Origin of the sequence: Leptolyngbya sp. BL0902, from assembly GCF_016403105.1 — a bacterium.
GTDB lineage: Bacteria > Cyanobacteriota > Cyanobacteriia > Phormidesmidales > Phormidesmidaceae > Nodosilinea.
Genome location: NZ_CP046155.1, coordinates 2612903 through 2636920, shown reverse-complemented (window position 1 = coordinate 2636920; position 24018 = coordinate 2612903). Strand labels below are relative to the sequence as shown.

Sequence of the window (24018 nt, the reverse complement as noted above, 5' to 3'; positions counted from 1 at the left end):
GACATTACCTGTAACATCTCTTTATGAATCTTGGCCTAGATACTTCCGGATTTTGTCATGCTAGCTTTGATCCCGTGGGCCTAGCCCGGAGGAATTTGATCGCCGCTGGGGGTCGTTCCGGGGCGACCACCCCGGCTGGGGGCGGGCTGAGATGGGGTTAGATCGCTAGGCACCGCTTCCATGCCGCCTTCCATGCTGCCCTCGCCGTCGCCTAAAGAACCCGCTGGATTTACCTCAGAACTGGCTGGACTACCCTCAGCCCCGGATTCTGTACTGGAGCTAGCAGGGCGACCCACCGGGGCAATCGGTTGATTGAGTTCCCGGTGTACGGTGTCGGTAATGCGGCGAATGAGCTCGCTGGCACGGCCATCGTTGTTGGGGCGCTGCACCATAATCGCGAGGGCATAGCGGTTGCCGTTGGGGGTATCCACCAGGGCCACATCCCCCAAGGCTAGGGCAATATCGCCTGTTTTGTTGGCCACGAGGGAACCATCGGTGAGGCTAAAGGCAATCAGGCTACGGTTAACGGTACGCTGCATGATGCTGAACAGTCGCTCCCGCGACCGCCGACTCAGCAGATCGCCCTGATCGACCAGGGCCATCAGTAGGGCCAAGTCGCGGGTGCTGGTGGTGTTGGTTCCCTCAAGGTCGGGCAACGGATTACGGAGGGCCGTGGACTCTAGCCCCCAGGTCGTGAACTGCTGATTGACTGCCTCCAGGCCACCCAGGGCTTCGATCATCATGTTGGTGGCTGTGTTGTCGCTGTGGACAATCATGCGGGTAGCAATGTCAAGGGCGGTGTATTCGCTGCCGATGGCATCGTTGGCTAGGGTGCCCGACCCTCCTGCCACATGGCGATCCTGCAACACGACAGCCTGGTTTAAAGCCAGATTGCCCGCATCTACCTGCTGCAAAAAAGCCACCAAAATGGGCACTTTGATGGTGCTGGCTGCCGCCACGGCCTGGGTGCCATTGAGGTCTACATAGCGGCCTGAATCGATATCAAAGGCGTAGACTCCAGGCGTCAGGCCGGGGGTGAGGGTGGCAAGCTGGTCGAGTTGGGCCTTCAGCCTCGTGAGTTCTGTGCTGGGCTGGATGGCAGCAATGCTCACAGCCCCCTGGCCTGGAAGAGCGGCCCCCCCACTGCGGCGATTGGCGGTGGCGGTAGTGGTCAGATCGCTCCGGTTGGAGGCCACATTACTAGGGCTGAACACCGACAGCAGGGTGCCCGCAATAGCGGCTACCCCAATCCCCAAAATGGCCAGCCGAATGGCATAGAGGGCGGGCTGGGGCAGCTTGGCCAACCGCCGCTGGGGAGAAAACCGCTGCTGCCGGGCTCCGCCTTCAGGCCGAGGTGGGGCAGCCAAGGCCGCTAGACCAGCCGTGGTGGCCGCCGCCGCCGCTGCCACTCCGGTGGCGATCCCGGTCGTCCGGCGACGGGCATTCTTGGCCGACCGCAGCGGCGTTACGTTGGTCGGGGCCGACCCAGCGGTTGGAACTGACCCAGGGCGAGGGGGGAACGGGGTCGTTCCGGGCTGGCCCTGGGGGGTGCTGTGGGGGTGCCGACTAGGAGCCACGGGGTTGGGGGTAGCGGCTCTGGACGTGGGGGCAACGGAATGCTGAGCCAGAGGACGCTGGGGGGGTGGCGTTACGGAGCCCTGCAACCCCGCCGGACGCAGGGAAGACTGGGCCGGAGCCGGGGCGCTGGCTCCCTGGGCCGCACTGCCCTTCAGGTTGAAGCTGGGGAGGGCCGCAGCCTTGGCCGAAGACGGCGCTGGGGAGGATACAAGCGGTGAGGCCAGGGGATCTGGGGTATCGAGATCTGGGGTAGAGGGGCCAAAGTCAGGGGTCATATGCTTATACTGTCGCCACTGGTTGCGGCGGCGGGCTGTTGGTGAAGGGCGATACCGCCAATCTTCGCCAGCGGGCGCATCGGGGCTGCGACCAACGCCCCTGGCCCCGCTCCAGCCTGGGGCGGTAGATGCTCCGGTCTCGCTGGGGGAACTAGGCCGAGAGGGAGAGGTAGAAAAGTCGTCGTGCTGTGCCATGGCGATGTTGCTGTACCGTCGAGATGAGCCGCAAAAGGAATGACCCGCAAGCAGGCTATCCGTCAATTTTCGTCAATCAAGCCTGGGATCCGCTAATCAAACCCGTCACCCAAACCCACTCAATCAAACCCGTCACCCAAACCTGATTATTAAGACCTGCGATCTAGACCCGTAACCCCAGCCAAATGCTAGGAGGAGCGAGGGCCGTGGGTGATGGCCCAATTTACCTGCCGCAAAACGCCCCTAAGCATAGCCAATTCTTGGGAATTCGGTTCAGCCCGGTGCAGCAGTTGCCTTAGCTTAGCCATGCGACTGGCAGCAGTATGGGGGTAAAGATAACCGATCTTGAGCAAAATCGTCTCTAGATCTTGGTGAAATCCTTCAATTTGATCCAGCGTGGCGACGGCCTCGGCCTCGGCTGAGGAACGGGGAGAAGGGACAGGACGCTTTGGTACGGGGGAGGACGGGGGGGAACCCTCTAGCAAAAATCCTGGTTGGGCCTCCGCTTGACGATGCAGCAGGTAGCTACAAACGGCTACCGCTTGGGCTAGGTTGAGGGAGGGATAGGTGGCGCTAGCGGGAATTCGGATCCATCGTTGGGCATAGATCAGCTCCTCGTTGCTCAAGCCGCGATCCTCTGGGCCAAAGATGAGGGCCGTGGGGTGGTGGAGATGGGCTTCCTGGGGCAATAGCCAGGGCAGCACCGCCTCCGGCGTTTCGAGCCCGTGGTGCTGGGGGTGGATGCGTCCCGTGGTCGCCGCTGCCCGATGACAGCCCACCAAGGCGTCTGGCAGGGTATTGACCACTTGGGCCGCTGCCAACACCGCCTGACCATGCACCGCCATGTGTACCGCTTCTGCACTGGTGGGGTCGCACTGGGGATTGACTAACACCAAATGACGCAGCCCCATATTCGCCATCACCCGCGCCACCGACCCCACATTCCTAGGCCCCGCTGGCTCCACGAGCACAATGCGCAGGTGTGCCAGTTGATCTAGTCCCATGTTGCTCTCATCCTCTTGCTTGCCCTCTGCCACGCCTGCGGGGTCACGGGCCTCCCATCACCCGGCTGGGGATGTTGGGCTGCGCCCCCGTCGCTGCTGGCGTGATGCCGCCCTCACAACCCCTTAGAATGAACACCGTAGTCCTTTATAAGGCATCTCAACCATGGCCAAGGTTATGTGGAATGGCGTCCTTCTCGCCGAAAGCAACCAGTGCGAAACCGTGGAAGGAAACCTCTATTTTCCCCCCAGCGCTCTCAAGATGGACTATTTTCAGCCCATTTCTAAAACAACGATCTGCGGATGGAAGGGCACTGCTCAATACTATGACATCGTGGTAGACGGCCAAGTCAACGCGGGTGCAGCTTGGTACTACGCTGACCCCAAACCTGCGGCCAACAACATCAAAGGCCACGTTGCCTTCTACCGCAACAAAGTCACCATCGAACCCTAGGCTGGCCTACTCTTGACGGCGGGTATTGCCCGCCTTCACCCAGCCCTCAGCCCCCGACGATACCACGCGCACCTTAATCCAGCCCTGGTTAGCGGGTTCCTCTAGCACCACCACCGATGCGTTGTAGTCTACCCCGCCCACTTGGCCATGCTCGGTGCCGGGGCCAGAGCGAATGATTAACCCAATGGGCTGGGAAACAACCGCCTGGTAGCTGCCGGGGGGCAGGGCTTCGGCGGGGGGGGCAGGCTCATCGGCTACCGCTGGCGGAGCTTCAGCGGGGGCGGCGGACTCTGGGGCGGTGGCCTCTGGGGCGGCGGCGGGGGCCAAATCTACGGGTTCCGGCGGGGGCGGTGCGGGCAACTCAGCTCCGTAGAGGGGTTTGGGGGGCAAGACGGCCAACCGGGCCATAAAGTATCGCGCTGTGGCCACCCCGGCCATAGACAGCAGGGCCAGGGCAATAACAACCCCTAAAATCAGTTTTGACAGGCCGATCAAAAATCCTTTCATGGTCTTTGGGGTGGGAACATCGCCTACAGTTCGCCCATGGTACAGCACCCATCGCGAATTGACATCGAACTTTCTGGGGATGCTGGCCCTGGGGTTGCCTAGGGCGTCTGAAGGGCTCTGTTGAGGGGCTCTGTGGGGCCAAAAAGGTTAAGAAATTCTGCTGCCTAGGGGCGACTGTACGGGCAGGGAGGGGCTTTCCGGTACTGTGGAGAAAACCTGCGGCAAACAATCCCCCTTACAACCCCACCCTCTTCAAGCGCCTCCCGCCGCTGGCCTGTCCTAAACCAGGTATCCGCAGTCTCCTAGGGGGCTCTGAGTCTGGCCTTTAACGTGGCCTAGGCACTTATGTTCACCGTTTTGATGGCTACCCGTTGCGATCCATGGCTCCTTTGCGATCTACCCTAGCTGCCCTCACGACCCTTGCCCTTGGCACGACGGTCCTTAGCCGGGATCTAGCGCCTGTGGTGGGTGGGGCCGTAGCCCTAGCCGAGGCCTCCGGTACGCTAGAATCCCTGTCCGGTACGCTAGAGTCTCCGGTTTTTCCTATCCCTGCCCAAATTCCCGCCGATGCTCGACTCACCCTAGACGGCTCCTCTAGCATGGCCGTGAGCAATGAGGTGTTCCAGCGGCGGCTCCTAGAACGGTACCCCGGCCTGATGGTGCAGATCGCCACCAGCGGCACCGATGTGGCCCTAGATCGCCTGCGGCGGGGGGAGGTGGATGTGGTGGCTATGGGCCGTCGGCTCACCCCAGCAGAACAGGCCCAGGGCTTGGTGGAGGTACCCATTCGCCGGGAGAAAATCGCCCTCATGGTGGGGCCAGAAAACCCCCTGAATGGCGGCATCACCCTCGACCAACTGGCCCAGATGTTCTATGGCGAGATTGATAATTGGGCGGCGTTGGGTGGCCCTGACCTCCCCCTGCGGTTTGTGGATCGGCCTGCTGCCAGCGACACCCGCCTGGCCCTAGGTGACTACCCTGCCTTGGCCGACCGGGGGCTCAACCCTGGCCCCACGGTGGTCACGGTGGCTGAGGACAGCACCGAGGCGGTGATTGCTGCCCTGGGGAATGACGGTATAGGCTATGCCGTAGTATCCCAGGTGCAGGGCCGGGAGGATGTACGGCTGCTGACGGTGGATGATGTGCTGCCCACCGATGGCCGCTATCCCTACTCCCAACCTCGCACCTATGTCTATGATGGCCGTAACCCCAGCCCGGTTGCCCTGGCTTTTCTGGGCATTGTAACGGCCCCCGATAACCTAATCCCGGCCTCCGTTCCCCCGCCCAGCGGTGATCTCGCCCTCGCTGACCCAGCCCAGGCGGCGGATAACGACACCTCCGTCCGTCCTTGGGGGCGCGACGGGCAAGCCTGGGGATGGTTACTGGCCATTCCTCTCCTCGGCGGGCTGCTGTGGTGGTTGCTCAAGCACCAGGGTCGGCAAGCGGTGCTCACGGCGGCGGGCAAGCCAACGGAGATCAGGGGGCGAATTATTCTCACCCCTCGCCACTGCCGCCGTGCCTACGCCTACTGGGAAGTGCCGGATGAACTCCGGGCTCAACAGCGGGAGCGGGGCGGACGGACTCTAAGACTTCGACTGTTAGATGTAACCGACCGCGATGTGGAACGCCATCCCCCTGCCCGCATCGACTCCTTCCCCGTCGGTGAGGATCAGCAGGATTTGCATCTGCCCATCCCCACCGACAACCACGACTACCAGGTGGAACTGGGCTATGTCAGCCAGGAAGACCACTGGTTGCCCTTGGTCAAATCTGACCCTGTGCGCGTTCCGGCCTGTGCGGCATCGCCCTCGGAGGTGGAACGCCCACCCCAGGCGCTAGGGTTGGCTGTACCGCCTCAGCCAGGGACATAAACTAGGGCCGTAGGGGAGTGCCCTCCCCCCGGTGCCAGAACAAGGATGGATACGGTGGGAGGTCGCTATGATCTACAGCTTCGGCAGTCTCAATATGGATTTGGTCAGCCAAGTGCCCCATCTACCCACTCCGGGCGAGACGCTTTTGGGTACGACCTTCACCACGGTGCCGGGGGGAAAGGGGGCCAATCAAGCGGTAGCGGTGGCGCGGTTGGGGATGGCTGCGGCCCTGATTGGCCGGGTGGGCAACGACAGCTTTGGCCGCAGTTTGATCCAGAGCCTAAATGCAGCGGGGGTGGCTGCTGAAGCCATTAGTTTAGATGCCCAAACCCCCACAGGCGTCGCCCTCATTGTGGTGGATGACGCTGGCCAAAACCAGATTGTGGTGGTGCCCGGTGCCAATGGCAAGGTCGGCCAGCGGGAGGTGCAAAGTCTGGCGGTGCGGCTGCGGGCAGGGGATGGGGTGCTGCTGCAACTGGAGGTGCCCTGGGTTGCTGTTGAGGCGGTGGCGCAGTTCGCCCAGGCCCAGGGAGCCACCGTCATCCTTGATCCGGCTCCGGCCCTTGGCCCCCTCCCCGCACCCCTCCTGGAGGCGGTGGACTGGCTTACCCCTAACCAAACGGAGGCTAGTCAACTGGTCGGTTTTGCCGTCACCGATGTGGCTTCGGCCTGGGTAGCGGCCCAAGCCCTGCGCCAACAAGGCCCCCGCCAGGTGGTGGTGAAGCTGGGCCAGGGGGGATCCGTGGTGGCTACGCCCAACGGTGGCTTTCACCAGCCTGCCATCACCGTCCCCGTGGTGGATACCGTGGCCGCTGGTGATGCGTTTAATGGTGGTCTAGCCACAGCCTGGGTGGGGGGCCAATCTCCAGAGCAAGCGGTGCAGTGGGCCACCGCCGTCGCGGCCTATGCCGTTACCCAGCGAGGAGCCCAAGCCTCCATGCCTACCCGTGCCCAGGCCGAGGCCCTCCTAGCCCAGGTGCCCCAACCTCACCCCCTCTAATGGTGTTCTGGGGTAGATCCCGTGGTCAGCCATCCGCCGTTGAGGTGGGCGACCCCGGCGTTGTTCCCGTTTTGAGGTAGGCAAAGACGGATTTGTCGCCGATGTCGGGGACAAGGGGCTGGGCCAACTTACGCAGGACAAACACCCCAAACAGCAGTGCCCAGAGGAGCAGCAGCGCCTGTTCTGCCGGAGTGGACAGCAGGCCGAAGAGGTGCCCCAACAGTAGCAAGGGCACCAGGGGCGTCAGCAGCTTAGTTTCTAGGCGATTGAAGCAAAAGGCTTCCTTAATATAAATTCCGGTCAGCGCCGCAAAGGTAAAGCCAATGCCCCAGAGGGTTTGGGGGTAGGCGACTACGGTTTCCGCCAGGGGGCCATCAATGCCGTGGGCAATGGCGAGGGTGGCCACACCGCCCACCAGCCAAAAAACCTGAAGCAGGCGGTGGAGGGGCACCAGATAAATGTGGATGGTGGTCAAACTGAGGCCCAGCCCTAGCCACAGCCCGGTGTAGCACAGGCTAATCGCCTGAACCAGGGCCGGATGTTGGGGAAATCCAAGCCCCAGCAGCACCCCCGCACCTAGGGCCAGTGCGGCTATCCCTAGGCCGCCACGATAGATCTGCACCCCCAATCGGTCTTGGTCGGTGATGGTGTAGGGGCCAAACTGGCCCTGGTAGACGACGGCATCTGGGCTCCGGTCGGTGGGGGGAGGGTTGGAGGGGAGAGACATGGCTAGCGGCTGAGGGCAAATTGGGTGGGCAGGGTGACGGTGAAGCAGGTGCTTTGGGCCTCACTGGAGACGGCCACCTCACCGCCGAGATAACGGCACAGCTTCCGCACTAGGGCCAACCCCAGCCCGGTGCCCCCCTGCTTCCAGGGGTCGGCGCTGGGGACGCGGTAGAACTTATCGAAAATACGGGCCAGTTCCGATTCGGGAATGGCGACGCCCGTATTGGTCAGCACAAACTGAACTTGACTTTGGTGGCTATCGGGCACGGGCTCCACACGCAGGCCAATTCGCTCGCCCGGAGGGGTGTATTTACAGGCGTTGTTCAGCAGTTCGGCCAGGATGCGCTCTAGGCTGGCGAGGTCGGTGTGTAAGACAGGCAGGTTGGGGGCGGTGTTGAGGGTAAGCTGCTGATCCCGGCTTTTGGCGCGGGTAATGAAGCTATCCGTGAGGCTGGGCAGCCAAGTTTTCAGCACAATCGGCTCGGTTTGGATGGGATGGTTGCCCACGTCGAGGCGCTGGAGGTCGAGCAGGTCATTGATCAGGCTGATCTCTCGCTCACACTCCTCTTGCAGAATGTGGTAGTAGCGGGCGATGCGAATTTGTTCGGCCTTGGGTTTGTGCAGTTCCTCGGCTAGGTTGCATTCCTGGGCCAAACTCGCCCCCAGCAGTTGCAGCGCCACCCGCATACTGGTGACAGGCGTCCGCAATTCGTGGGAGACGGTGCTAAGAAAGTCGTCCTTGAGGGTATTCAGCCGCTCTAGTTCGGCCACCTGGGATTGGGCCGCTTCGTACAGCCGCGCTTGGCGAATGGCGATGGCGCACTGGTTAGCCACCTGCTGCACCAGGCGAATTTCAATGTCCCGAAAACCGTAGTCGCGGCCATTGATCAGCCAGAGATCGCCCAAGACCCCCCGGTCATCCAAGATGGGGCAGGCCAGCATCGCCACGTAGCCCCGGTCGGGGTTGGGTTCCATGGAGCAAAACTGGAAGTACTGGCCGCCCAGTAGTTGGTCGTAGACCTCTGGGAAGGCTTCCATCTGGGCTACGCGCCCCTGGTAGGCGGGGATAGAGCTGTTGTAGCTGTTGTATTCGTAGTAGATCGTAGAGGTGCCCTGCTCCAGATCGTACAGGGCGGTATTCGACCCCTTGGCCCCCAGGGCTTCGGTCAGTTCCTCCACCGCCGTCAGCATAATTTGGTTGACATCGAGGCTGTCGCGCACCCGGTCGGTAATCCGCTTGAGGGTGGCTTCAAAGTCTAGGGCGGTTTGCAGTTGGGCGGTGCGCTGGGCCACCTGCTGCTCTAAATCGCTGTTGAGCTGCTGCACCTGCTGCTGGGCGCTAATGTCTTGCAGCGTCACCATCAGCAGGGGATCACTCCCCGAAGATACCACCGGAGACACCTCAATAATCACGGTGCGCGGGGTTGATCCTTGGCTAGGCATGATCACCTGGGCCGATTGCTTCTGCCCGGTCGTGAGGGCCTGCTGTTCGGTGATTGCAAAAACCTCTGCCACCGCCGTCGGCAAAATATCCGACTCCGACTGCCCCACCAAATCCTCCGGGGTGTGGCCTAGCAGTTCCCCATAGGCTTGGTTTAGGAAGCGCCATCGGTGGCGGTGATCTTTGATGGCCACCGGAGCCGCCACGGCATTGAAGAGCTGGTCAAAGCCATTCTGCAACAGCCGACCCTGGCAGTCACGGCAGCGATCCGGAGCCAAAGCCTTAGGGGCACCCGCATCCGTCGCCGACAGCGGTGGAGAGGAAAGGGGGTTGGGGGTTGTCATAGAGCGATGCGGGGCCGATAACAGGGCGATCTGGGCAGCAGATGGTGATCGCAAATAACCTGGACGCTGGGGTCGAGGATTGAGGAGACGGTGTTAAAAGGGAAGGTCTAAGTAAAAGGAAAGGTCTAAAAAGCTTGGCTGACGGTGGCACCTGGGGCCACCGTTAACCTGGCGGCTACCGATACAGAGATTCTATACCGCTATTCTAAGTGATTTCCTCCGTCAAGGGCGCTGCTCTGGCCCCAATCCCGCCCCCATGCCCCTATCCTAGGGAATGCGGCTTAGCCCTGGATAGCGCCATGCAGATTTTGTCCGTCACCCTTCAAAATTTCAAAGCTCACCAAGACCGTTTCTTTGAGTTTCAGCCAGGAACGAACGCCATTTGCGGCGAAAACGGGGCTGGAAAGACCAGCATTTTGGAGGCCATCGCCTGGGTTTTGTTCAACCACCAGGGCGACTATGCCAAGGAAGATCTGATCCGCAACGGCAGCAGCAGCGCCCAGGTGACAGTGGCGTTTGTCTCCAATTTTGACAGCCGCACCTACACCGTGCAGCGCTGCACCCAAAAGGGCTACCTCCTGTTCGACCCCCAGCGCAACGAACGCCTGCCCTATACGCGGCTCAAGGATGAAGTATTGCCCTGGCTGCGGCAGCATTTGGGGGTGAGCCCGACCACCAACCTGCCCCAGCTCTTTGCCCGCACCGTGGGTGTTCCCCAGGGCACCTTCACCGCCGACTTTTTGCAAACCGCCGAGCAGCGCAAGGCAGTCTTTGACGCCATCCTCAAGGTAGACGACTATAAGCAAGCCTTTAAGCAGATGAACACCCTGCGTCGCTACGCCGAAGACCAGGTAGATCAGGTAAAGCGCCAGATTGCCCAGTATGAAGAATCCCTCACCCAGTGGGAGGAGTTGACCCAGCGCCAGCAGGCCTTGACCCAGGAGATTCAATCTGCCGAGCAACGGCTCACCGGGCTACAACGGGATCTCCATGGGCTTCAGGCAGAACGGGCGGCGGCGAAGGCCCAGGCCCAACAGGTGCAGGGTTTGTCCCAGCAGATCCAAACCCTGGCCCAGCAGCGACAGGCCAAGGAACGGGATTTGGCGCGACTTCGGCAGGCGGTGGCCCAGGCCCAGCAGGCGGTGGAAATCTGTACCGCCAACCGTCCGGCCTACGAGGGCTATCAGGCGGCAGAAAAAGCCCTGGCGGATCTCAACCAGCGCCAAGGCCAGCGCCAAACCCTGCAACGCCGCTACCAAACCCTGCAAACCACCTACGGCCAAAAGCAGGCGGAACTAGCCCGTTGGCAAGCCCAGATCGAAGCCCTGGAGCAAACGGCCCGTGAGGTGGATGCCCTGCAACCGTTAGTTGCTCAGCAGGACCAGATCGAAGCCCAGCGGCGGGAATTTCAGGCCCAGCGGGAGCAGCTTCAGGCGGTGGCAGCGCAGATTCAGGGACTTCAGCAGCAGCAAACGCGCTTGGAACAGCAGCAGCGCCAGGTAGCCCAGGCCCAAACCCGCTTGGCCCAGCTTCGTCCCGCCGTGGATGAGATTGTTGGACTGGAGGAACAGCGGGATCGCCTGCAACAACAGCTTAGCCGCCTCGCCGCCGCCCGCCAGTTTGAGGCCGATATTCAAGCCCTCGTTACCCACAGCCGCCAGCAGCAGCAGGCCCAAGCCGTCGATATCCAAGATATTTTGATGGAATTTGATACCTTGGTTCGCAGTGTACCGCTGATTTCTGGCGAAACCGTCCAAAGGCTGCAACAGGCTCTGCACAATGCTTCAGACCTCCATGGGGAACTACTCGCTGCCCTGGACAGCATTCTGCGGGATTTGGCCGACCAAACCGACGAAGCCACCCTTCAGACCAGCCTCAAAGCCCTGACCCATGACCTCAAAAAACGCTACGGCTGGCGGGCGGAACTGGATCAGGAAGACTCCCTCAAAACCCAGGCCGACCAATTGCAGCGGGAACAGGCGTCTCTGACCGATCAGATCGCCGCCCTCTCCCAGCAGTTGGAACACCGGGCCACCGTGGAGACTGCCCTGCAAGACCTCGCTAGCGCCCTAGAAGACCTTGGCCATCCCCGTCAGAGGCAGGCGATTCTGCAACGCACCCTCATTGACCGGGCCAAGGTGGAGCAAACCTGTGCCCAAATCGCCGCCCAGCAGCAGGACATGACCCAGCAAATGGCCGACCTCACTGCCCAACTGGAGGAGTTTCAGTCCCTCGAAGCGGACATCGCTGCCCAGCAGGCCCAGCGCAGCACCTACCAAGCCCCCTACGAGCAATACCTCCGCAACCGCGACCAGGCTAACCAGTGCAACCCCCTGAAGCGAGAACTGGGCACCACCGAAACCGATTTAGAACAGCTTGAAGCCCAGCGCCTTGACCTAGAAACCCGCTACACCGAAGCCACCGCCACCTACGATCCTGCCCAGGCCGAAGCCCTGGAAACTCGCTACGCCGCCCTTAAAACTGAGGCCGATCAACTGGCGGGGAGCCTGCCCCAACAGCGTCAACGCCTGGGGGACTTGGACCAACAACTAGCCAACCTGGCGACCCTGGCCGAAAAACGAGATGCCGCCCAAGCAGACCTCAAAGCTAAGGAAAAAATCAAGCGCTTCGTTAACTTTGCCCGCAAAGCCTACAACGAAGCTGGCCCCCGCATTACCGAGCAGTATGTCCGCAGCATTTCGGTACAGGCAGATCGGCTGTTTCGAGAACTGCTAAACCGTCCTGATGTGGCCCTAGAATGGACTCGCGACTACGACATTCTGGTGCAAGACGGCCCCCATCAGCGACGATTTGTAAACCTCTCCGGTGGCGAACAAATGTGTGCCGCCCTCGCTGTTCGCCTCGCCCTGCTGAAGGTTTTGGCCGACATCGACATTGCCTTTTTTGACGAACCCACCACCAACATGGACAAACCCCGTCGCCAGGGCCTTGCAGAGGCCATCAGCCGGATTAAATCCTTCAAGCAACTGTTCGTCATCAGCCACGATGATACCTTTGAAAGTATTACCGAAAACGTCATCCTTGTAGAACGAGAAGTTTAGGTAAACGGCAATGCTGAATATTGACTGAGAGATGTCGCTCTCTTGGCGTTAAGTTAATACTTTTTCGCTTTTCACCAATAGTGTTAGATCTTCTTTGTCGAGATTAACAAATCGAGAATGTTTATCGTTAGTGCTTAAGTATGTCATATTCTTAGACCAAATATAAAATTCCCCAGGCTCAACAGGATCATTGGTGGTTATGTCAACATCGAATATTTTTTCGTCGAAAAGATCAAGAAAGTCCAGGCTCACCTTTAGCGCACGAATCCTTTCACTTGTAAGATTTTGGAAGCGAAGTGTAACATGTACCTTGCCGCCATAAATATCGGGATCAAGATCTTGCGGGATCACATGCTTGTCGATCAATTCAATACCTAATAGCTTAGACTCACTTTTTGGATTCGGCCTTTGATTAGTTGAAGTTTGAATAACATTTGGGTTATCCGTGATTGGAGTAGGCACTTCACTAGGTTCATCTAGTCGGCGTTCGAGGGCTAACATCCGATTGGACAAAGACTCAACAAGATCACTAATCTCACAATAAACCTGATAGTCTTCAATGCCCGATTCCGCAAGTTTCTGGTGTAGATCATGGAGGGATGGACAGTCGTGTTCAGTAGCACGCCGTTTCCCATCAGACTGAGTGATGACAATAAATTTCATAATTCGGTATTTTCCGAAACTCTATGTAGTCAGAACTAAGACTTTAGAGCAAACTATACCTAGCAGTTTACGTAATGATACTTAGCTCTTTCGACTAATACTCTAGAGCTTATAGCGAATTTCAGGCAGAGGCGACATGAATCAGGGTCTTGAGACATTTATTCATAGAGATTCAGACGCCTCTGATTCATTAGGGTCTGTTCCACGGAGGAGCCGTAATGTCTTAAATGTTGGCGGCTTAAGAAACTCCGTTTTTCCCCTCGCGCTGTTGCAAAATAAACTCCGCGAGAGCCAAATCAACCGGAGTTGTCACCTTGAGGTTGGTTTCTTCCCCCGGCACAATGTGTACGGGCAATCCGCATTGTTCAAACAGGGCGGCATCATCGGTAACGGCCCAACCCTGGCGACGACCTTCCTCGTGGCACTGCTTCAGCAGGGCGACATCGAAGCCCTGGGGGGTTTGGGCGGCCCAGAGGTGCTGACGGTCGGGGGTGGCGGTGATCTGCTGGTCGGCATTGACCACTTTGATCGTGTCTTTCACTGGGATGGCGGCGATTAACCCCTTGTGGTGGGCTAGGGCAGCGGCGCAGCGGTTGAATAGGTCGGCGGTGGCGAGACAGCGGGCACCGTCGTGAATTAAGACCTGGGTGGCGTCCTCGGGTAGGCCGTGCAGACCGTTGTAGACCGAATCTTGGCGGGTGTCTCCCCCCGGCAAGAACACCACGGGTTTTTGGAGGTTCAGGTCATCGATGACCGCCTGGAGCAGGGGTTGGTCGGTGGGTTGACAGATCAGGCCAATCCAGACGACCGACTCAGCCGCTTCGGCAGCGCGGAGCGTCCAGGCGATGAGCGGTTGGCCGATCAGGTGTAGGAGAACTTTGTTGCGGTCGGCCCCCATGCGGCGGCCCAGGCCAGCGGCAGGAATTAACAGGTGAACGGCGGTCATAGAGTGGTCGTAGAATCTACAGCGAAGGGGTAACGCGGGGGGAAATTTTGCCGCTGGGGAGAAATTTAATCCCCCTTGTCCTCCAGATCACACTTAAATCTGGGTCAGGTTCCACTACAATAGCTTGCGAACAGGCATGGACGGAAATTATGCGGGTACTGGCTCTGGTTCCGGGGGGGATTGAACGCCAACTGGAGTTCTTTCCTGTGCTGCGGGAAATTAAAGAGGCTTTCAATACGGCTGACATTGCCGTGGTCGCCGACCCGGAGGCCAAGGACATCTACCAACTCTCGAAGGTAGTCAGCGAGGTGGTGCCCTACAGCTTTCAGGCTAGCAACAGCCCAGCAGACTGGGCCAACCTGCTGGGCATTGTGCGGGATCGAGAATTTGAAGCGGTGATCACCCTGACCGATTCCTGGTCGCTGGGGCTGCTGCTGTGGCTGAGCGGAATTCCGACCCGCATTGGCTATCAGGGCGGCAGCAATGGCTGGTTCCTCACAACCCTATTGCCCCAGCCCACCGACCCCGCCAACTACACTGCCCTCCTCAAGGCGCTGAAGGTGGATGCTCCCCTTGCGCCCCCCAGCCTGAATGTTCCCCAGGCCGACCTCAAGGCCATAGACGACCTCCGCCGAGGAGCCAAGCTTCAGGGTGGCTACGTGGCGGTCTATCCCGGCCATGCCCCTGGGGGCGAAGCCTATCCCACCGACCAGTGGGTGGCAATTTTGAAGGATTTTCAGCAGCGTCAGCCCGATTTGCCCCTAGTAGCGCTCCAAACCCCCGACACTGCGGCGAATATCGCGGCCCTGCGCTCGGCTCTCCCCACCCTAACGGTGCTAGAGCCCGAAACCCTAGGCCAAATGGCAGCGTTGATTGCTGGGGCCAACCTGCTGGTGGCGGTTCAGGGCTATCCGGTGGCCCTCGCCGCTGCCCTGGAGGTATATACCGTGGCCCTCAGTGCAGCCCCGATGCCTGCTCCGGCTGGGGCTGGAGAGCGGCTGGTGAATGTGGCAGCCTCGACAGGAAAACTCGCGGATCTGACGCCCGCCTCCGTTCTCACAACGATCTGGAAAAGCTAGGATTTGATCCAGGTAGAATCCAGCAAAGCCAGCCCTGCCAACATCGGATAGACGCTCAGCACTGCCGCCAGCTTTCGCGATGACGACAACCCAAGGTCTCAGCCAGATCGCCTAATCGTGGCCTGCGGGAGCTGTCTACGATACATGGACAGCCTTTCCATGTATCGTAGATACCCATACTTTAGGTATTTTTGGGGATTTCTAGTTTTGCGATAAGCTGGAAGGCGTTGTCCTTGTTGGCGTCGTTATCCAACGACGGATCGGGGCGACCTGGCCCTCATTCTCCTTTGGTCTGTGGCGGTTTTTTGGTATTTTTTGGGCCTGGTAACGGGCGGTTTAGTGCTGGGAGGGCTGAGCCTGCGGCAACGACAGCGCCAGCAGCAAATTTTGGCCCTGCTGCGAACGCCTTCCTGGCCCGTGGCCCTGGGTCGGCTAGAGCAATTAGTGGCCGCCCACCCAGAACAACAGGAGCAAATCGACCAACTGGGCACCAGCCGCGACACCCTCGAAAAAGTACTCCAGTCGGCTCCGGTGGGCTACCTTCAGGTTGATGAAGAAAACCAGCTCATCTGGTGCAATGAGGAAGCTACTCGGCTCCTCCACATCAGTCAACCCCTGGCGGGGCCGCTCCAGCAGCGACGGCTTTTGCTGGAGGTCGCTCGTTCCTACGAACTTGATGCCCTGATTGACGAGGCACGGGAGCAGCAGCGGCCCTGCCAGCGAGAGTGGATGCTCTACCAAATCTCCCCCGACCCACTCCATCCCAAAGAGAAGCCCACCTATCCTCTGCGGGGCTATGCCTTACCTCTGAGTGGTCAAGAGGTGGGCGTTTTTTTGGAAAATCGCCAAGAGGCCGAACTGTTGGTGCAGCAGCGAGATCGCTGGACCTCTGACGTGGCCCACGAGCTAAAGACCCCCCTGACCTCCATCCGCTTGGTGGCCGAAACCCTGCAAACTAGGGTGGAACCATCTCTCAAAATTTGGCTAGATCGGCTGATTAACGAAACCATCCGCCTCAGCAATTTGGTAGAAGACCTGCTCAACCTCAGCCGCCTACAGGGTCGCCAGTTTCAAGGGCTGAATCTTCAGCCCGTCGATCTGCCCCAGCTGATTCAGTCCGCTTGGCGCAGTTTAGAACCCCTTGCCCAGGTCAAACAGCTTAGCCTCACCTACCAAGGCCCCGATTATTACCTCGTGCCCCTCGACGAAACCCTCTTTCATCGGGTGCTGCTCAACCTGCTAGATAATGCCATCAAGCACAGCCCTGCTGCTACCGCCATCCACGTACACCTTGATCCTGCCACCGCTGCGTCTACTCCCTTAACCCTAGACGTGGTGGACGGAGGTAACGGCTTTAGCCCCAAGGATTTGCCCCATATTTTTGATCGCTTCTACCGTGCTGACCCCTCCCGCAGCCGCAGCGACCTGTCCACTACGGCCCTATCCGCCACCGACCAAGGCCAGGGCACGGGGTTGGGCCTTGCCATTGTGCATCAAATTGTGGAAGCCCATGGTGGCACCATCACCGCTGCCAACCATCCCGATTTGGGTGGGGCTTGGCTCTGTCTCACCCTGCCCCCAACGGCCCTAGATCACGGGCTAACCCCCTGAGACCTCGACCAAAAACAGCTCGGACGCCCTATCGACCAAGGCCGGAAACAGCCTGTCGCGAGCCCTGGGCCACGAGCTGAAACGGCCATCAAATTGATAAGAACTTATACCTATGGGACAATTGCTATAATGGCCTACTGATGGCCCTACCTTAGATGAACTCCATGGCAGAACGCCTGCAAAAGTTACTGGCCCAGCATGGTCTGGCCTCTCGGCGCAAGGCAGAGGAATGGATTATTGCCGGACGGGTAACGGTCAATGGTGTGCCCGCTCATCTGGGCCAAAAAGTCGATCCTGACCATGACCAAGTGGCTGTAGATCAGCGCCTTCTCACGCTCCAGCAGCGTCCCCAACCCTACTACTTATTGCTCCACAAACCTCTGGGCATGGTCTCCACCTGTGCTGACCCGCAGGGCCGCCCTACCGTCCTAGATGCCCTGCCCCCAGAACTATGGTGCTTGGGTTTACATCCCGTGGGTCGGCTAGATACCTACTCCAGTGGAGCCCTGATTTTGACCAACGACGGCGATTTCACCTACCGCCTTACCCACCCCAAGCACGGCCTAGCTAAGCACTATCGCGTGCGGGTTGCGGGGCGGGTTTCGCCAGATACCCTGGCGACCTGGCAGCAGGGCATTGAGCTGGATGGCCGCCTGACCTGTCCGGCCCAGGTGAAAATCGTCGGTGTCCCTGGCTCTCGCCACACCGATCTTGCCATCACCCTCTGGGAGGGACGAAACCGCCAAATTCGCCGTGTCGCCGAGGTTTTGGGGCATCGGGTGCTGCGTCTTCACCGCCTAGCGATTGGGTCGGTACGCCTAGGCAACCTGCAAGGGGGGGCTTACCGATCTTTATCAACGGGCGAAATTAAGGCATTATTAGCTGAGTCGGACGTTTCGCCGACGCTCCCACGGCCATCTCCCCAGGTCTTAGCTGGTACATCGCCGTTTTAGTGAATGCTCCCTGTATGAAGACAAAACAGTTGGTTGATTCTAACAGTCTGTACCGTACCCAACTCATCGAATTGGGAAAACTGTTACAGACCGCCCGGCAGGATCAGGGCTATTCCCTAGAGACCATGGCCAGCAAGACTTTGATCCGGGCTAGTTTGCTCAATGCCATCGAGCAGGGCGACCTGAACGGCTTACCGGAGCCCGTTTACATTCGGGGTCTCCTGCGCCGCTACGGCGATGTGCTTGGGCTAGATGGCGAAAATTTGGCGAGCCAGTTTTTTGCGCCCCCTCGGGTTCAGCCCCGTTCCTGGAAAGATTCCCCTGCGGCCCAGTTGCGCCCCCTTCATCTGTATGCTGCTTATTTTGTGGTGCTGATGGCGGCGGTGAGCGGCTTGTCCTACGTGCTCAGGCAAACTGCCCCAGAAACCACCACGCTGCCGCCCCTCGACCCCCTCAATCCGGTAGAGGCGCTCTCAAATCCGGTGGCCCCTGCTGCGCCGGAGGCCGCCCCAGAGGTAGCTGCACCCAACGCTCCCATTGAGGTTACAACAACCCTAACCGCTCAGTCCTGGATGCGCGTAACCGCTGATGGCAGCACCCAGTTTGAGGGCATTTTGCAGCCCGGAGACAGTCGCCTATGGAAAGCCGATCAGGCGCTCACCATCCGAGCTGGTAATGCGGGAGCCGTGGTGGTGAGCTTTAATAACCAGCAGGCTGAAACCCTGGGCCAGCCCGGTATGGTGAAGGAAGTGACCTACTCCCCGGCCAATATGGTGAGCCTCGCCCCCTAGGGAGTAAGGCTCAGGATCTTAGCCCGCCTTGGGGAGAGGTTTGGTTGCAGCACCGTCTAGGTTGTAGATAAAGGGAACACCGCTCCCCTGGCCATCGCCGATGACTAACACCTGGGGCACCTGAGAGCCCCCGGCCTTCCAGGCTTCAATGGCCTCCTTTTGCAGCACCAATTGGCCCCCCTGGGCCTTCAAGGTCTCGGCAATCAGGCGCTGGGCTTCGGCGCGGCCCTTAGCTCGGTTCACTTCGGCCTGGGCCTCCTGTTCGGCTTCCTGGGCAATGTAAACGGCGCGGCGGGCTCGCTGTTCCGCAATTTGCTTGTCCTCCACCGCCTTGGCAAACTCTGTCGAGAAGGTGAGGTCTACAACGCTGGTATCCAGGACGAGGATGCCGTACTTAGCTAGTCGCGAGGTCAGGGCATCGTCAAAGTCTTGCTTGAGTTCGGCCCGTTGGGTAATGGCCTCTTCTACGGTGCGTCGGGCTGCCGCAATCTTGAAGGATTCCTGGGTTTGGGGAGCCACAATTTTGGACACCAAGTTTTCTAGGGTGCCCTGGGTGCGGCGAATGTTAACGACCTCCGTAGGGTCTAGGCGAAAGTTAATGGCAAACCGCCCTGAGAGATCCTGCAAATCCTTGGTAGAGCTTTGGGCAGGTACTTCAAATTTCTGTACGGTCACGTCGTAGACATCCACCGTAGATACCAGGGGTGGCTTGAAGTGTAATCCCTCCAGCAAGGCCCCATCCTGAGCCTTACCCAAAATGCTTAAAACCCCTGCCTGCCCAGGGTTGATGATCACAAAACTGCTAGTGATGAGGGCCAGACCGATAATGGCCAGCACGCTTAGAATCACAGGCTGCCAGGTTACTGAAGCCGATTTCAAGGGATATCCTCCACATTTCAGGGTTGGTTGAGTCAAATTTTCCCTAGCCTATCGGGGATTCGCCAAAGTGACCGGAATTCTTTAGGAAGACTCACCATTTGGGGCCACAGGGTGCCTCAAAACTTCCGCTAGGAGGCCGGGGCCAGCGTGGATCGCTGCATTGATCCAGGCAAATTACCGAAAAGCTCGTTTAAAGTGCTATCCTAAAGAGGACTCGGACCCATGCGGTCGCAACGCCCAAATCATGTCAGGACCGGAAGGTAGCAGCATTACGGGATGCTTGTGACAGGCGTGGACTCCGGGTCTTTTGCGTTTTCAGAGCCTTTACAGGGTCGATCTGCCCTTGGTAAGCCTAGAAATAATGGGCAACGGTTCTGATATCCCCCCTAGGCGTTTGTCTCGATAGCCCCCTAAGCTAGGGATGTCGCCGATAGTATCGGTTAATCCGTAAGGGAGGAACGTATGGCTGGTTTTGGAGATGTCGTTAAAAAAGCATTTTACCTAGGGGTGGGGGTCGCCTCCTATGCTGGAGAAAAGGCCGGACACACCCTCAAGGACTTACAAGAGCAGACCCAGGTGGTGGTGAACGAACTGGTGGCCCGTGGGGAAATGACCGCCGAAGAGGCCCAGCGCCTAGTGAACGACATGGTCAGCCGTGCCCAAGACACTATTCCCGAAAACCAGTCGCCATCCGAACCCCGCCGCATTGAAATCCTAGACGACGAGCCGAGCCCCCCAGCCGTTTCAGAGGATCCCGCCGAAGCCCTGCGGCAACAGGTGGCGGCCCTGCGCCAAGAACTGGATGCCCTCAAGCGCAAAGCCAGTCATTAGCACGTCATTTTCTACCATGTAATTCCCAAGCGAGACAGCCCGAATGGATGATTGGTCTAAACACATTTTGAATGCCTTTGGCGATGCGGTGCAGGAGTTTGCTCAGCAACTCTCCCAGGATACCGAACGCTGGATGGAGGACATCATCGACCAGATTGCCCAGGCCTCAGACCCTTTTGTGCAGGCCGCCGATGAATGGGCCTATCAAGTACAAGATGCCCTAGAACCGGAAATTGAACGCCTGATCGACGACCTCAATGAGGTGATCCAGCCCCTTGAAATTGCCATTTCCCATCAAGTAGATGAGGTGGCAGAACAACTAGATACCCTGATCGAACCCATGGTGGCGCGGCTGATGGAGCTGGACCCCTGGCTAGACCGGGCGGCGGCTCCCATCAACAGTGTGGTAGAGCCTATGCTTCAGGATCACCCGGCTTGCGTGGGCTGTCGCAATTTCTTTGGCGAAACCCACGGCGGCAACACCCTCGTTTGCGCCATGCATCCCTTCGGCCCCGATGAAGACCGCCACTGTCCTGACTGGGAAGGGTTTTATTAGATCAGGGTTGTGCTAAATTCAACCCGCGATTGGCCCGCCCATCCCGAATGCCTTAGTCCGAATGCCTTAGTACTGCATCAGCGCCGTAATGGGCACAGCGGGAAGTTTGGCGCGGCCTTCGAGCCCTAGCAGTTCAATCACAAAGCCGAAGCCCACCACCGTGCTGCCCGTTTTCTCAACGAGGTCGTAGGTCGCAGCGGCGGTGCCCCCCGTGGCGATTAGGTCGTCAATAATGAGCACCCGACTGCCCTGGGGGAAGGCGTCTTGGTGAAGTTCTAGGGTGTCGCTGCCGTACTCCAGATCGTAGGAGGCGGAGTGGACAGCGGCAGGGAGTTTTCCGGGTTTACGTACCGGGGCAAAGCCAATGCCCATCTTATAGGCCAGGGGCATCCCAAACATAAACCCCCGTGACTCGATACCGACGATGTAGTCGGCCTGGTAGTCGGCCACCTGCTCCGCAAAGCTATCGATGCTGTACTGGAGCGCATCGGGGTTCGATAGCATCGGGGTAATGTCGCGAAATAAAATTCCCGGCTTGGGGAAGTCGGGAATGTCGCGAATGTGAGCTTTGAGATCCATAGGTCGTTTGGGGCGAGGGCCGTTGCTATGCTACCATCGCGGCCACGACCCTGAATGAAGCTCTGCCCAAAAGTCGTGCCGTCGGAGCATTGGTGTCTATCTCCAACGGCTGAGGGTTGAGGATGGATATCGCTCGAAACGGAACGCTCTACTGCGGTAGCGCGAGGGATGGATCCAACGGCTTGCGGGTAATCCGGGCACCTAGGCCGCGTAGCTTGCTCTCGATGTTGTCATAGCCCCGATCCAGGTGCTGAAGCCCCTGAATCACCGTGGTGCCGTTGGCCGCCAGACCCGCCAGCACCAGTGCCGCCGATGCTCGGAGGTCGGTGGCCAATACCGGAGCCCCCGATAGCCCGTGGACACCCTTGATGATGGCGCAGTTGCCGTTGAGGCGAATATCGGCCCCCATACGGTTCAGTTCTGCAACGTGGCGCAAGCGGTTTTCAAACACCGTTTCGGTGATCAGGCTGTTGCCGTCACACAGGGCCATCAGGGCCATAAACTGGGCCTGCATATCCGTAGGAAAGCCTGGAAATGGCCCGGTTTGAATATCGACGGGGTGGATGACATCTCCTGGAACATAGCGCACTCGGCTAGGGCCATCTTCAATCACCTGTCCACCCACTTCGTGGAGCTTGGCGATCACCGCTGTGAGATGCTCAGGAATAACGGGAGAGAGGCTGATTTCTGAACGGGTGATGGCGGCGGCGACCAGGAATGTCCCGGCTTCGATGCGGTCGGGGATGATGCCGTAATCTGTGGTGTGGAGACTGGGCACACCCACAATGGTGATGGTGTTGGTGCCTGCCCCGCGAATTTTGGCCCCCATGGCCCGACAGAAGTTGGCCAGGTCAGTCACTTCCGGCTCTTGGGCGGCGTTTTCGATTACGGTTTCCCCTTCGGCCAGGGTGGCCGCCATCATCAGGGTTTCCGTGGCTCCCACGCTGGGGTAATCCAGGTAAATCTTGGCTCCCTTCAGCCGCTTGCCGCTGCCGGGAATATAGGCATTGACGGTGCCATGGTCGATGTGGACATCGGCCCCCATGGCCTGAAGCCCGCGCACATGGAGTTCTACCGGACGCGCCCCAATGGCACAACCGCCGGGCAGGGGCACCCGCGCCACCCCCATCCGTGCCAGCAAAGGCCCAATAACAAAAAAGCTGGCCCGCAAACGGCTGACCAGGTCGTAGGGTGCTTTGGTGGAGGAAATTGAGCTAGGGTCAATGTCGAGGGCATCGCCATTGCGGCGGATGGAGACCCCGAGGGCCGTCAGCACCTCGCCCATGCGTTCAATATCCATCAGGTTCGGGATATTCCGCAGGCGGCAGGGCTGGGAACAGAGCAGGGTGCCCGCCATCACCACCAGGGCTGAGTTTTTAGCCCCGCTGATGGTGACATGACCTGAAAGAGGGGTACCGCCCGCAATCTCCAGCACGGCGTTATCGGCCTCTGCGGTGGTTAGGGGGTTGGACAATCCAAGAGAAGTAACGATAGCGGTATCCTCCACGGCGCTTAACTCTACCATTTCCGGAATTTCGTCTAGATTCTACCCGAAATCTTAATTTTGGCTAGGGTCGCTAGAATAAAATTTCGATGCACAAAGCCACATCAGAATAGCCGATCTCTTCAAATAACGAAATCTTTTTTGAAAGGGTTGACTCTGGGCCAAACCTAGTGCATATTGGGTAATCGCGACGCAACTGCGACGCAGCCGCGCGGAACTGGCGGAATTGGTAGACGCGCTAGGTTCAGGTCCTAGTGTTAGCAATAACATCCGGGTTCAAGTCCCGGGTTCCGCATCTAAAAGCCAGGTCAAAACCCAAGCCTTTCTAAACCTGAAGGCACCTTTCAACACCCATGCTGACCAGCCTGCAAAACCCATTGGTAAAGGAGATTCGTAAGCTCCACCAGGGTAAGTTTCGGCGACAGCAGGGGTGTTTTTTGTTGGAAGGCACCCATCTGGTACAGGAAGCCCTGGCCGTGGGTTATCACCTCTCGGTGGCCTGCCACACTCCGGCTTGGCAAGACCGCTATCCCGCCTTAGCCGCTGCTTTGATTCAATCTGCCCAGCGATTGGAGATCGTTTCGGAAGAGGTGCTTCAGTCCCTGGTGACAACGGTGCATCCCGATGGTGTGGTGGCGGTGGCCCCCCAGCGTCCGCCTTCCGAAATTCCCGCTATCTACGGGGTTGGTCTCGTCCTCGAAACCCTGCAAGATCCGGGCAACCTGGGCACGATTATTCGTACCGCCACTGCGGCCCAAGTCGATGGCCTCTGGCTCAGCGCCGACAGCGTTGCGCCCGATCATCCCAAGGTGCTGCGGGCTTCAGCGGGGCAGTGGTTTCGGTTGCCGATGGTGGTGGATACCCAGCTAGAAAACACCCTGCAAACCTGGCGTTCCCAAGGGATACAACTGGTGTCCACGTTGCCCAATGCCTCGCTGGATTACTGGTCGGTGGATTTTACCCGGCCCACGGTGATTTTGCTGGGCAACGAAGGGGCGGGGCTGTCTGCAACCCTGCAACAGTACGCCACAACGGCGGTGAAGATTCCCATGCATCCGGCAGTGGAGTCGCTGAATGTGGCCATTTCCGCCGCCCTGCTGCTCTACGAAGCCCAACGCCAGCGCCGAGGGTAGCCCGTGGGTCGATGGCCCATCCTGAAGCGCCTATACTGA

The 24018-nt window shown here is 59.2% G+C and carries 21 protein-coding genes, 1 tRNA gene and 1 other RNA gene; 13 read left to right on the top strand and 10 right to left on the bottom strand.

The genetic code is table 11. The features are described 5' to 3' along the window. Positions 1 to 80: 80 nt before the first annotated feature. Together GFS31_RS11675 and GFS31_RS11670 are read right to left on the bottom strand one after the other, a co-directional pair. Positions 81 to 2048, bottom strand: coding sequence for a serine hydrolase (locus GFS31_RS11675; RefSeq protein WP_198804993.1), 1968 nt, complete (start codon positions 2046 to 2048; stop codon positions 81 to 83). Between the two features lie 188 nt (positions 2049 to 2236). Next, positions 2237 to 3052 carry an RNA methyltransferase gene (locus tag GFS31_RS11670; RefSeq protein ID WP_198804992.1) on the bottom strand — a complete coding sequence of 272 codons (816 nt, stop codon included), beginning with the start codon at positions 3050 to 3052 and terminating at the stop codon, positions 2237 to 2239. A gap of 163 nt (positions 3053 to 3215) precedes the next feature. On the opposite strand from GFS31_RS11670, the gene GFS31_RS11665 reads away from it, so the two are divergent. Continuing rightward, complete coding sequence (locus GFS31_RS11665) at positions 3216 to 3503, top strand: DUF427 domain-containing protein (protein WP_198804991.1); 288 nt, start codon at positions 3216 to 3218, stop codon at positions 3501 to 3503. Positions 3504 to 3509: 6 nt separating this feature from the next. On the opposite strand, the gene GFS31_RS11660 is transcribed toward GFS31_RS11665, so the two are convergent. After that, the gene (locus tag GFS31_RS11660) at positions 3510 to 4010 is read right to left on the bottom strand and encodes an SH3 domain-containing protein (protein ID WP_198804990.1); all 501 of its coding nucleotides are present in this window, start codon (positions 4008 to 4010) and stop codon (positions 3510 to 3512) included. Between the two features lie 380 nt (positions 4011 to 4390). Between GFS31_RS11660 and GFS31_RS11655 the strand changes: the two genes are divergently transcribed. Further along, positions 4391 to 5881: a substrate-binding domain-containing protein gene (locus tag GFS31_RS11655; protein ID WP_198804989.1), complete on the top strand. Its 1491-nt coding sequence runs from the start codon at positions 4391 to 4393 to the stop codon at positions 5879 to 5881. 67 nt (positions 5882 to 5948) lie between these two features. Next, a complete protein-coding gene (gene rbsK, locus GFS31_RS11650) occupies positions 5949 to 6881 on the top strand; it encodes a ribokinase (protein WP_198804988.1) in 933 nt (310 codons plus the stop codon). Between the two features lie 25 nt (positions 6882 to 6906). Here rbsK and GFS31_RS11645 read toward each other — a convergent pair whose 3' ends face one another. Beyond that, positions 6907 to 7608, bottom strand: coding sequence for a DUF2301 domain-containing membrane protein (locus tag GFS31_RS11645; RefSeq protein WP_198804987.1), 702 nt, complete (start codon positions 7606 to 7608; stop codon positions 6907 to 6909). 2 nt (positions 7609 to 7610) lie between these two features. Continuing rightward, entirely contained in the window at positions 7611 to 9392 is a 1782-nt protein-coding gene (locus GFS31_RS11640) for an ATP-binding protein (protein ID WP_198804986.1), read from the bottom strand. A 299-nt stretch (positions 9393 to 9691) separates the two neighbouring features. Here GFS31_RS11640 and GFS31_RS11635 point away from each other — a divergent pair, with 299 nt between their 5' ends. Next, positions 9692 to 12454: an AAA family ATPase gene (locus GFS31_RS11635; RefSeq protein ID WP_198804985.1), complete on the top strand. Its 2763-nt coding sequence runs from the start codon at positions 9692 to 9694 to the stop codon at positions 12452 to 12454. A gap of 48 nt (positions 12455 to 12502) precedes the next feature. On the opposite strand, the gene GFS31_RS11630 is transcribed toward GFS31_RS11635, so the two are convergent. Both GFS31_RS11630 and ispD read right to left on the bottom strand, forming a co-directional pair. After that, the gene (locus GFS31_RS11630) at positions 12503 to 13117 is read right to left on the bottom strand and encodes a hypothetical protein (protein ID WP_198804984.1); all 615 of its coding nucleotides are present in this window, start codon (positions 13115 to 13117) and stop codon (positions 12503 to 12505) included. A gap of 238 nt (positions 13118 to 13355) precedes the next feature. After that, the gene (gene ispD, locus GFS31_RS11625) at positions 13356 to 14063 is read right to left on the bottom strand and encodes a 2-C-methyl-D-erythritol 4-phosphate cytidylyltransferase (protein WP_198804983.1); all 708 of its coding nucleotides are present in this window, start codon (positions 14061 to 14063) and stop codon (positions 13356 to 13358) included. Positions 14064 to 14212: 149 nt separating this feature from the next. Between ispD and GFS31_RS11620 the strand changes: the two genes are divergently transcribed. The 4 genes from GFS31_RS11620 (at position 14213) to GFS31_RS11605 (ending at position 18497) form a co-directional block, all read left to right on the top strand. Further along, on the top strand, positions 14213 to 15142 hold the full coding sequence (locus tag GFS31_RS11620) for a glycosyltransferase family 9 protein (protein WP_198804982.1): 930 nt from the start codon (positions 14213 to 14215) through the stop codon (positions 15140 to 15142). Positions 15143 to 15436: 294 nt separating this feature from the next. Beyond that, positions 15437 to 16753 (top strand): PAS domain-containing sensor histidine kinase, encoded by a 1317-nt coding sequence (locus tag GFS31_RS11615; protein WP_198804981.1) that lies wholly within the window; start codon positions 15437 to 15439, stop codon positions 16751 to 16753. Between the two features lie 164 nt (positions 16754 to 16917). Next, entirely contained in the window at positions 16918 to 17706 is a 789-nt protein-coding gene (locus GFS31_RS11610; RefSeq protein WP_198804980.1) for a pseudouridine synthase, read from the top strand. A 29-nt stretch (positions 17707 to 17735) separates the two neighbouring features. Next, complete coding sequence (locus GFS31_RS11605; protein ID WP_198804979.1) at positions 17736 to 18497, top strand: helix-turn-helix domain-containing protein; 762 nt, start codon at positions 17736 to 17738, stop codon at positions 18495 to 18497. 18 nt (positions 18498 to 18515) lie between these two features. Here GFS31_RS11605 and GFS31_RS11600 read toward each other — a convergent pair whose 3' ends face one another. Continuing rightward, positions 18516 to 19376 (bottom strand): prohibitin family protein, encoded by an 861-nt coding sequence (locus GFS31_RS11600; RefSeq protein WP_198804978.1) that lies wholly within the window; start codon positions 19374 to 19376, stop codon positions 18516 to 18518. 211 nt (positions 19377 to 19587) lie between these two features. Here GFS31_RS11600 and ffs point away from each other — a divergent pair. From ffs to GFS31_RS11585, 3 genes are all read left to right on the top strand, one after another. Next, an RNA gene (gene ffs / locus GFS31_RS11595) (signal recognition particle sRNA small type) lies at positions 19588 to 19684 on the top strand. A gap of 154 nt (positions 19685 to 19838) precedes the next feature. Next, positions 19839 to 20207, top strand: a complete 369-nt coding sequence (locus GFS31_RS11590) for a phasin family protein (protein ID WP_198804977.1) — start codon at positions 19839 to 19841, stop codon at positions 20205 to 20207. A 43-nt stretch (positions 20208 to 20250) separates the two neighbouring features. Next, on the top strand, positions 20251 to 20763 hold the full coding sequence (locus GFS31_RS11585; RefSeq protein WP_198804976.1) for a hypothetical protein: 513 nt from the start codon (positions 20251 to 20253) through the stop codon (positions 20761 to 20763). Between the two features lie 66 nt (positions 20764 to 20829). Here GFS31_RS11585 and GFS31_RS11580 read toward each other — a convergent pair whose 3' ends face one another. Then, a complete protein-coding gene (locus GFS31_RS11580) occupies positions 20830 to 21342 on the bottom strand; it encodes an adenine phosphoribosyltransferase (protein WP_198804975.1) in 513 nt (170 codons plus the stop codon). 148 nt (positions 21343 to 21490) lie between these two features. Further along, positions 21491 to 22867, bottom strand: coding sequence for a UDP-N-acetylglucosamine 1-carboxyvinyltransferase (gene murA, locus GFS31_RS11575; RefSeq protein WP_198804974.1), 1377 nt, complete (start codon positions 22865 to 22867; stop codon positions 21491 to 21493). A 190-nt stretch (positions 22868 to 23057) separates the two neighbouring features. Here murA and GFS31_RS11570 point away from each other — a divergent pair. Both GFS31_RS11570 and GFS31_RS11565 read left to right on the top strand, forming a co-directional pair. Continuing rightward, a tRNA-Leu gene (locus tag GFS31_RS11570) sits at positions 23058 to 23141 on the top strand. A 58-nt stretch (positions 23142 to 23199) separates the two neighbouring features. After that, positions 23200 to 23979: a TrmH family RNA methyltransferase gene (locus GFS31_RS11565; RefSeq protein WP_198804973.1), complete on the top strand. Its 780-nt coding sequence runs from the start codon at positions 23200 to 23202 to the stop codon at positions 23977 to 23979. Positions 23980 to 24018: the final 39 nt, after the last annotated feature.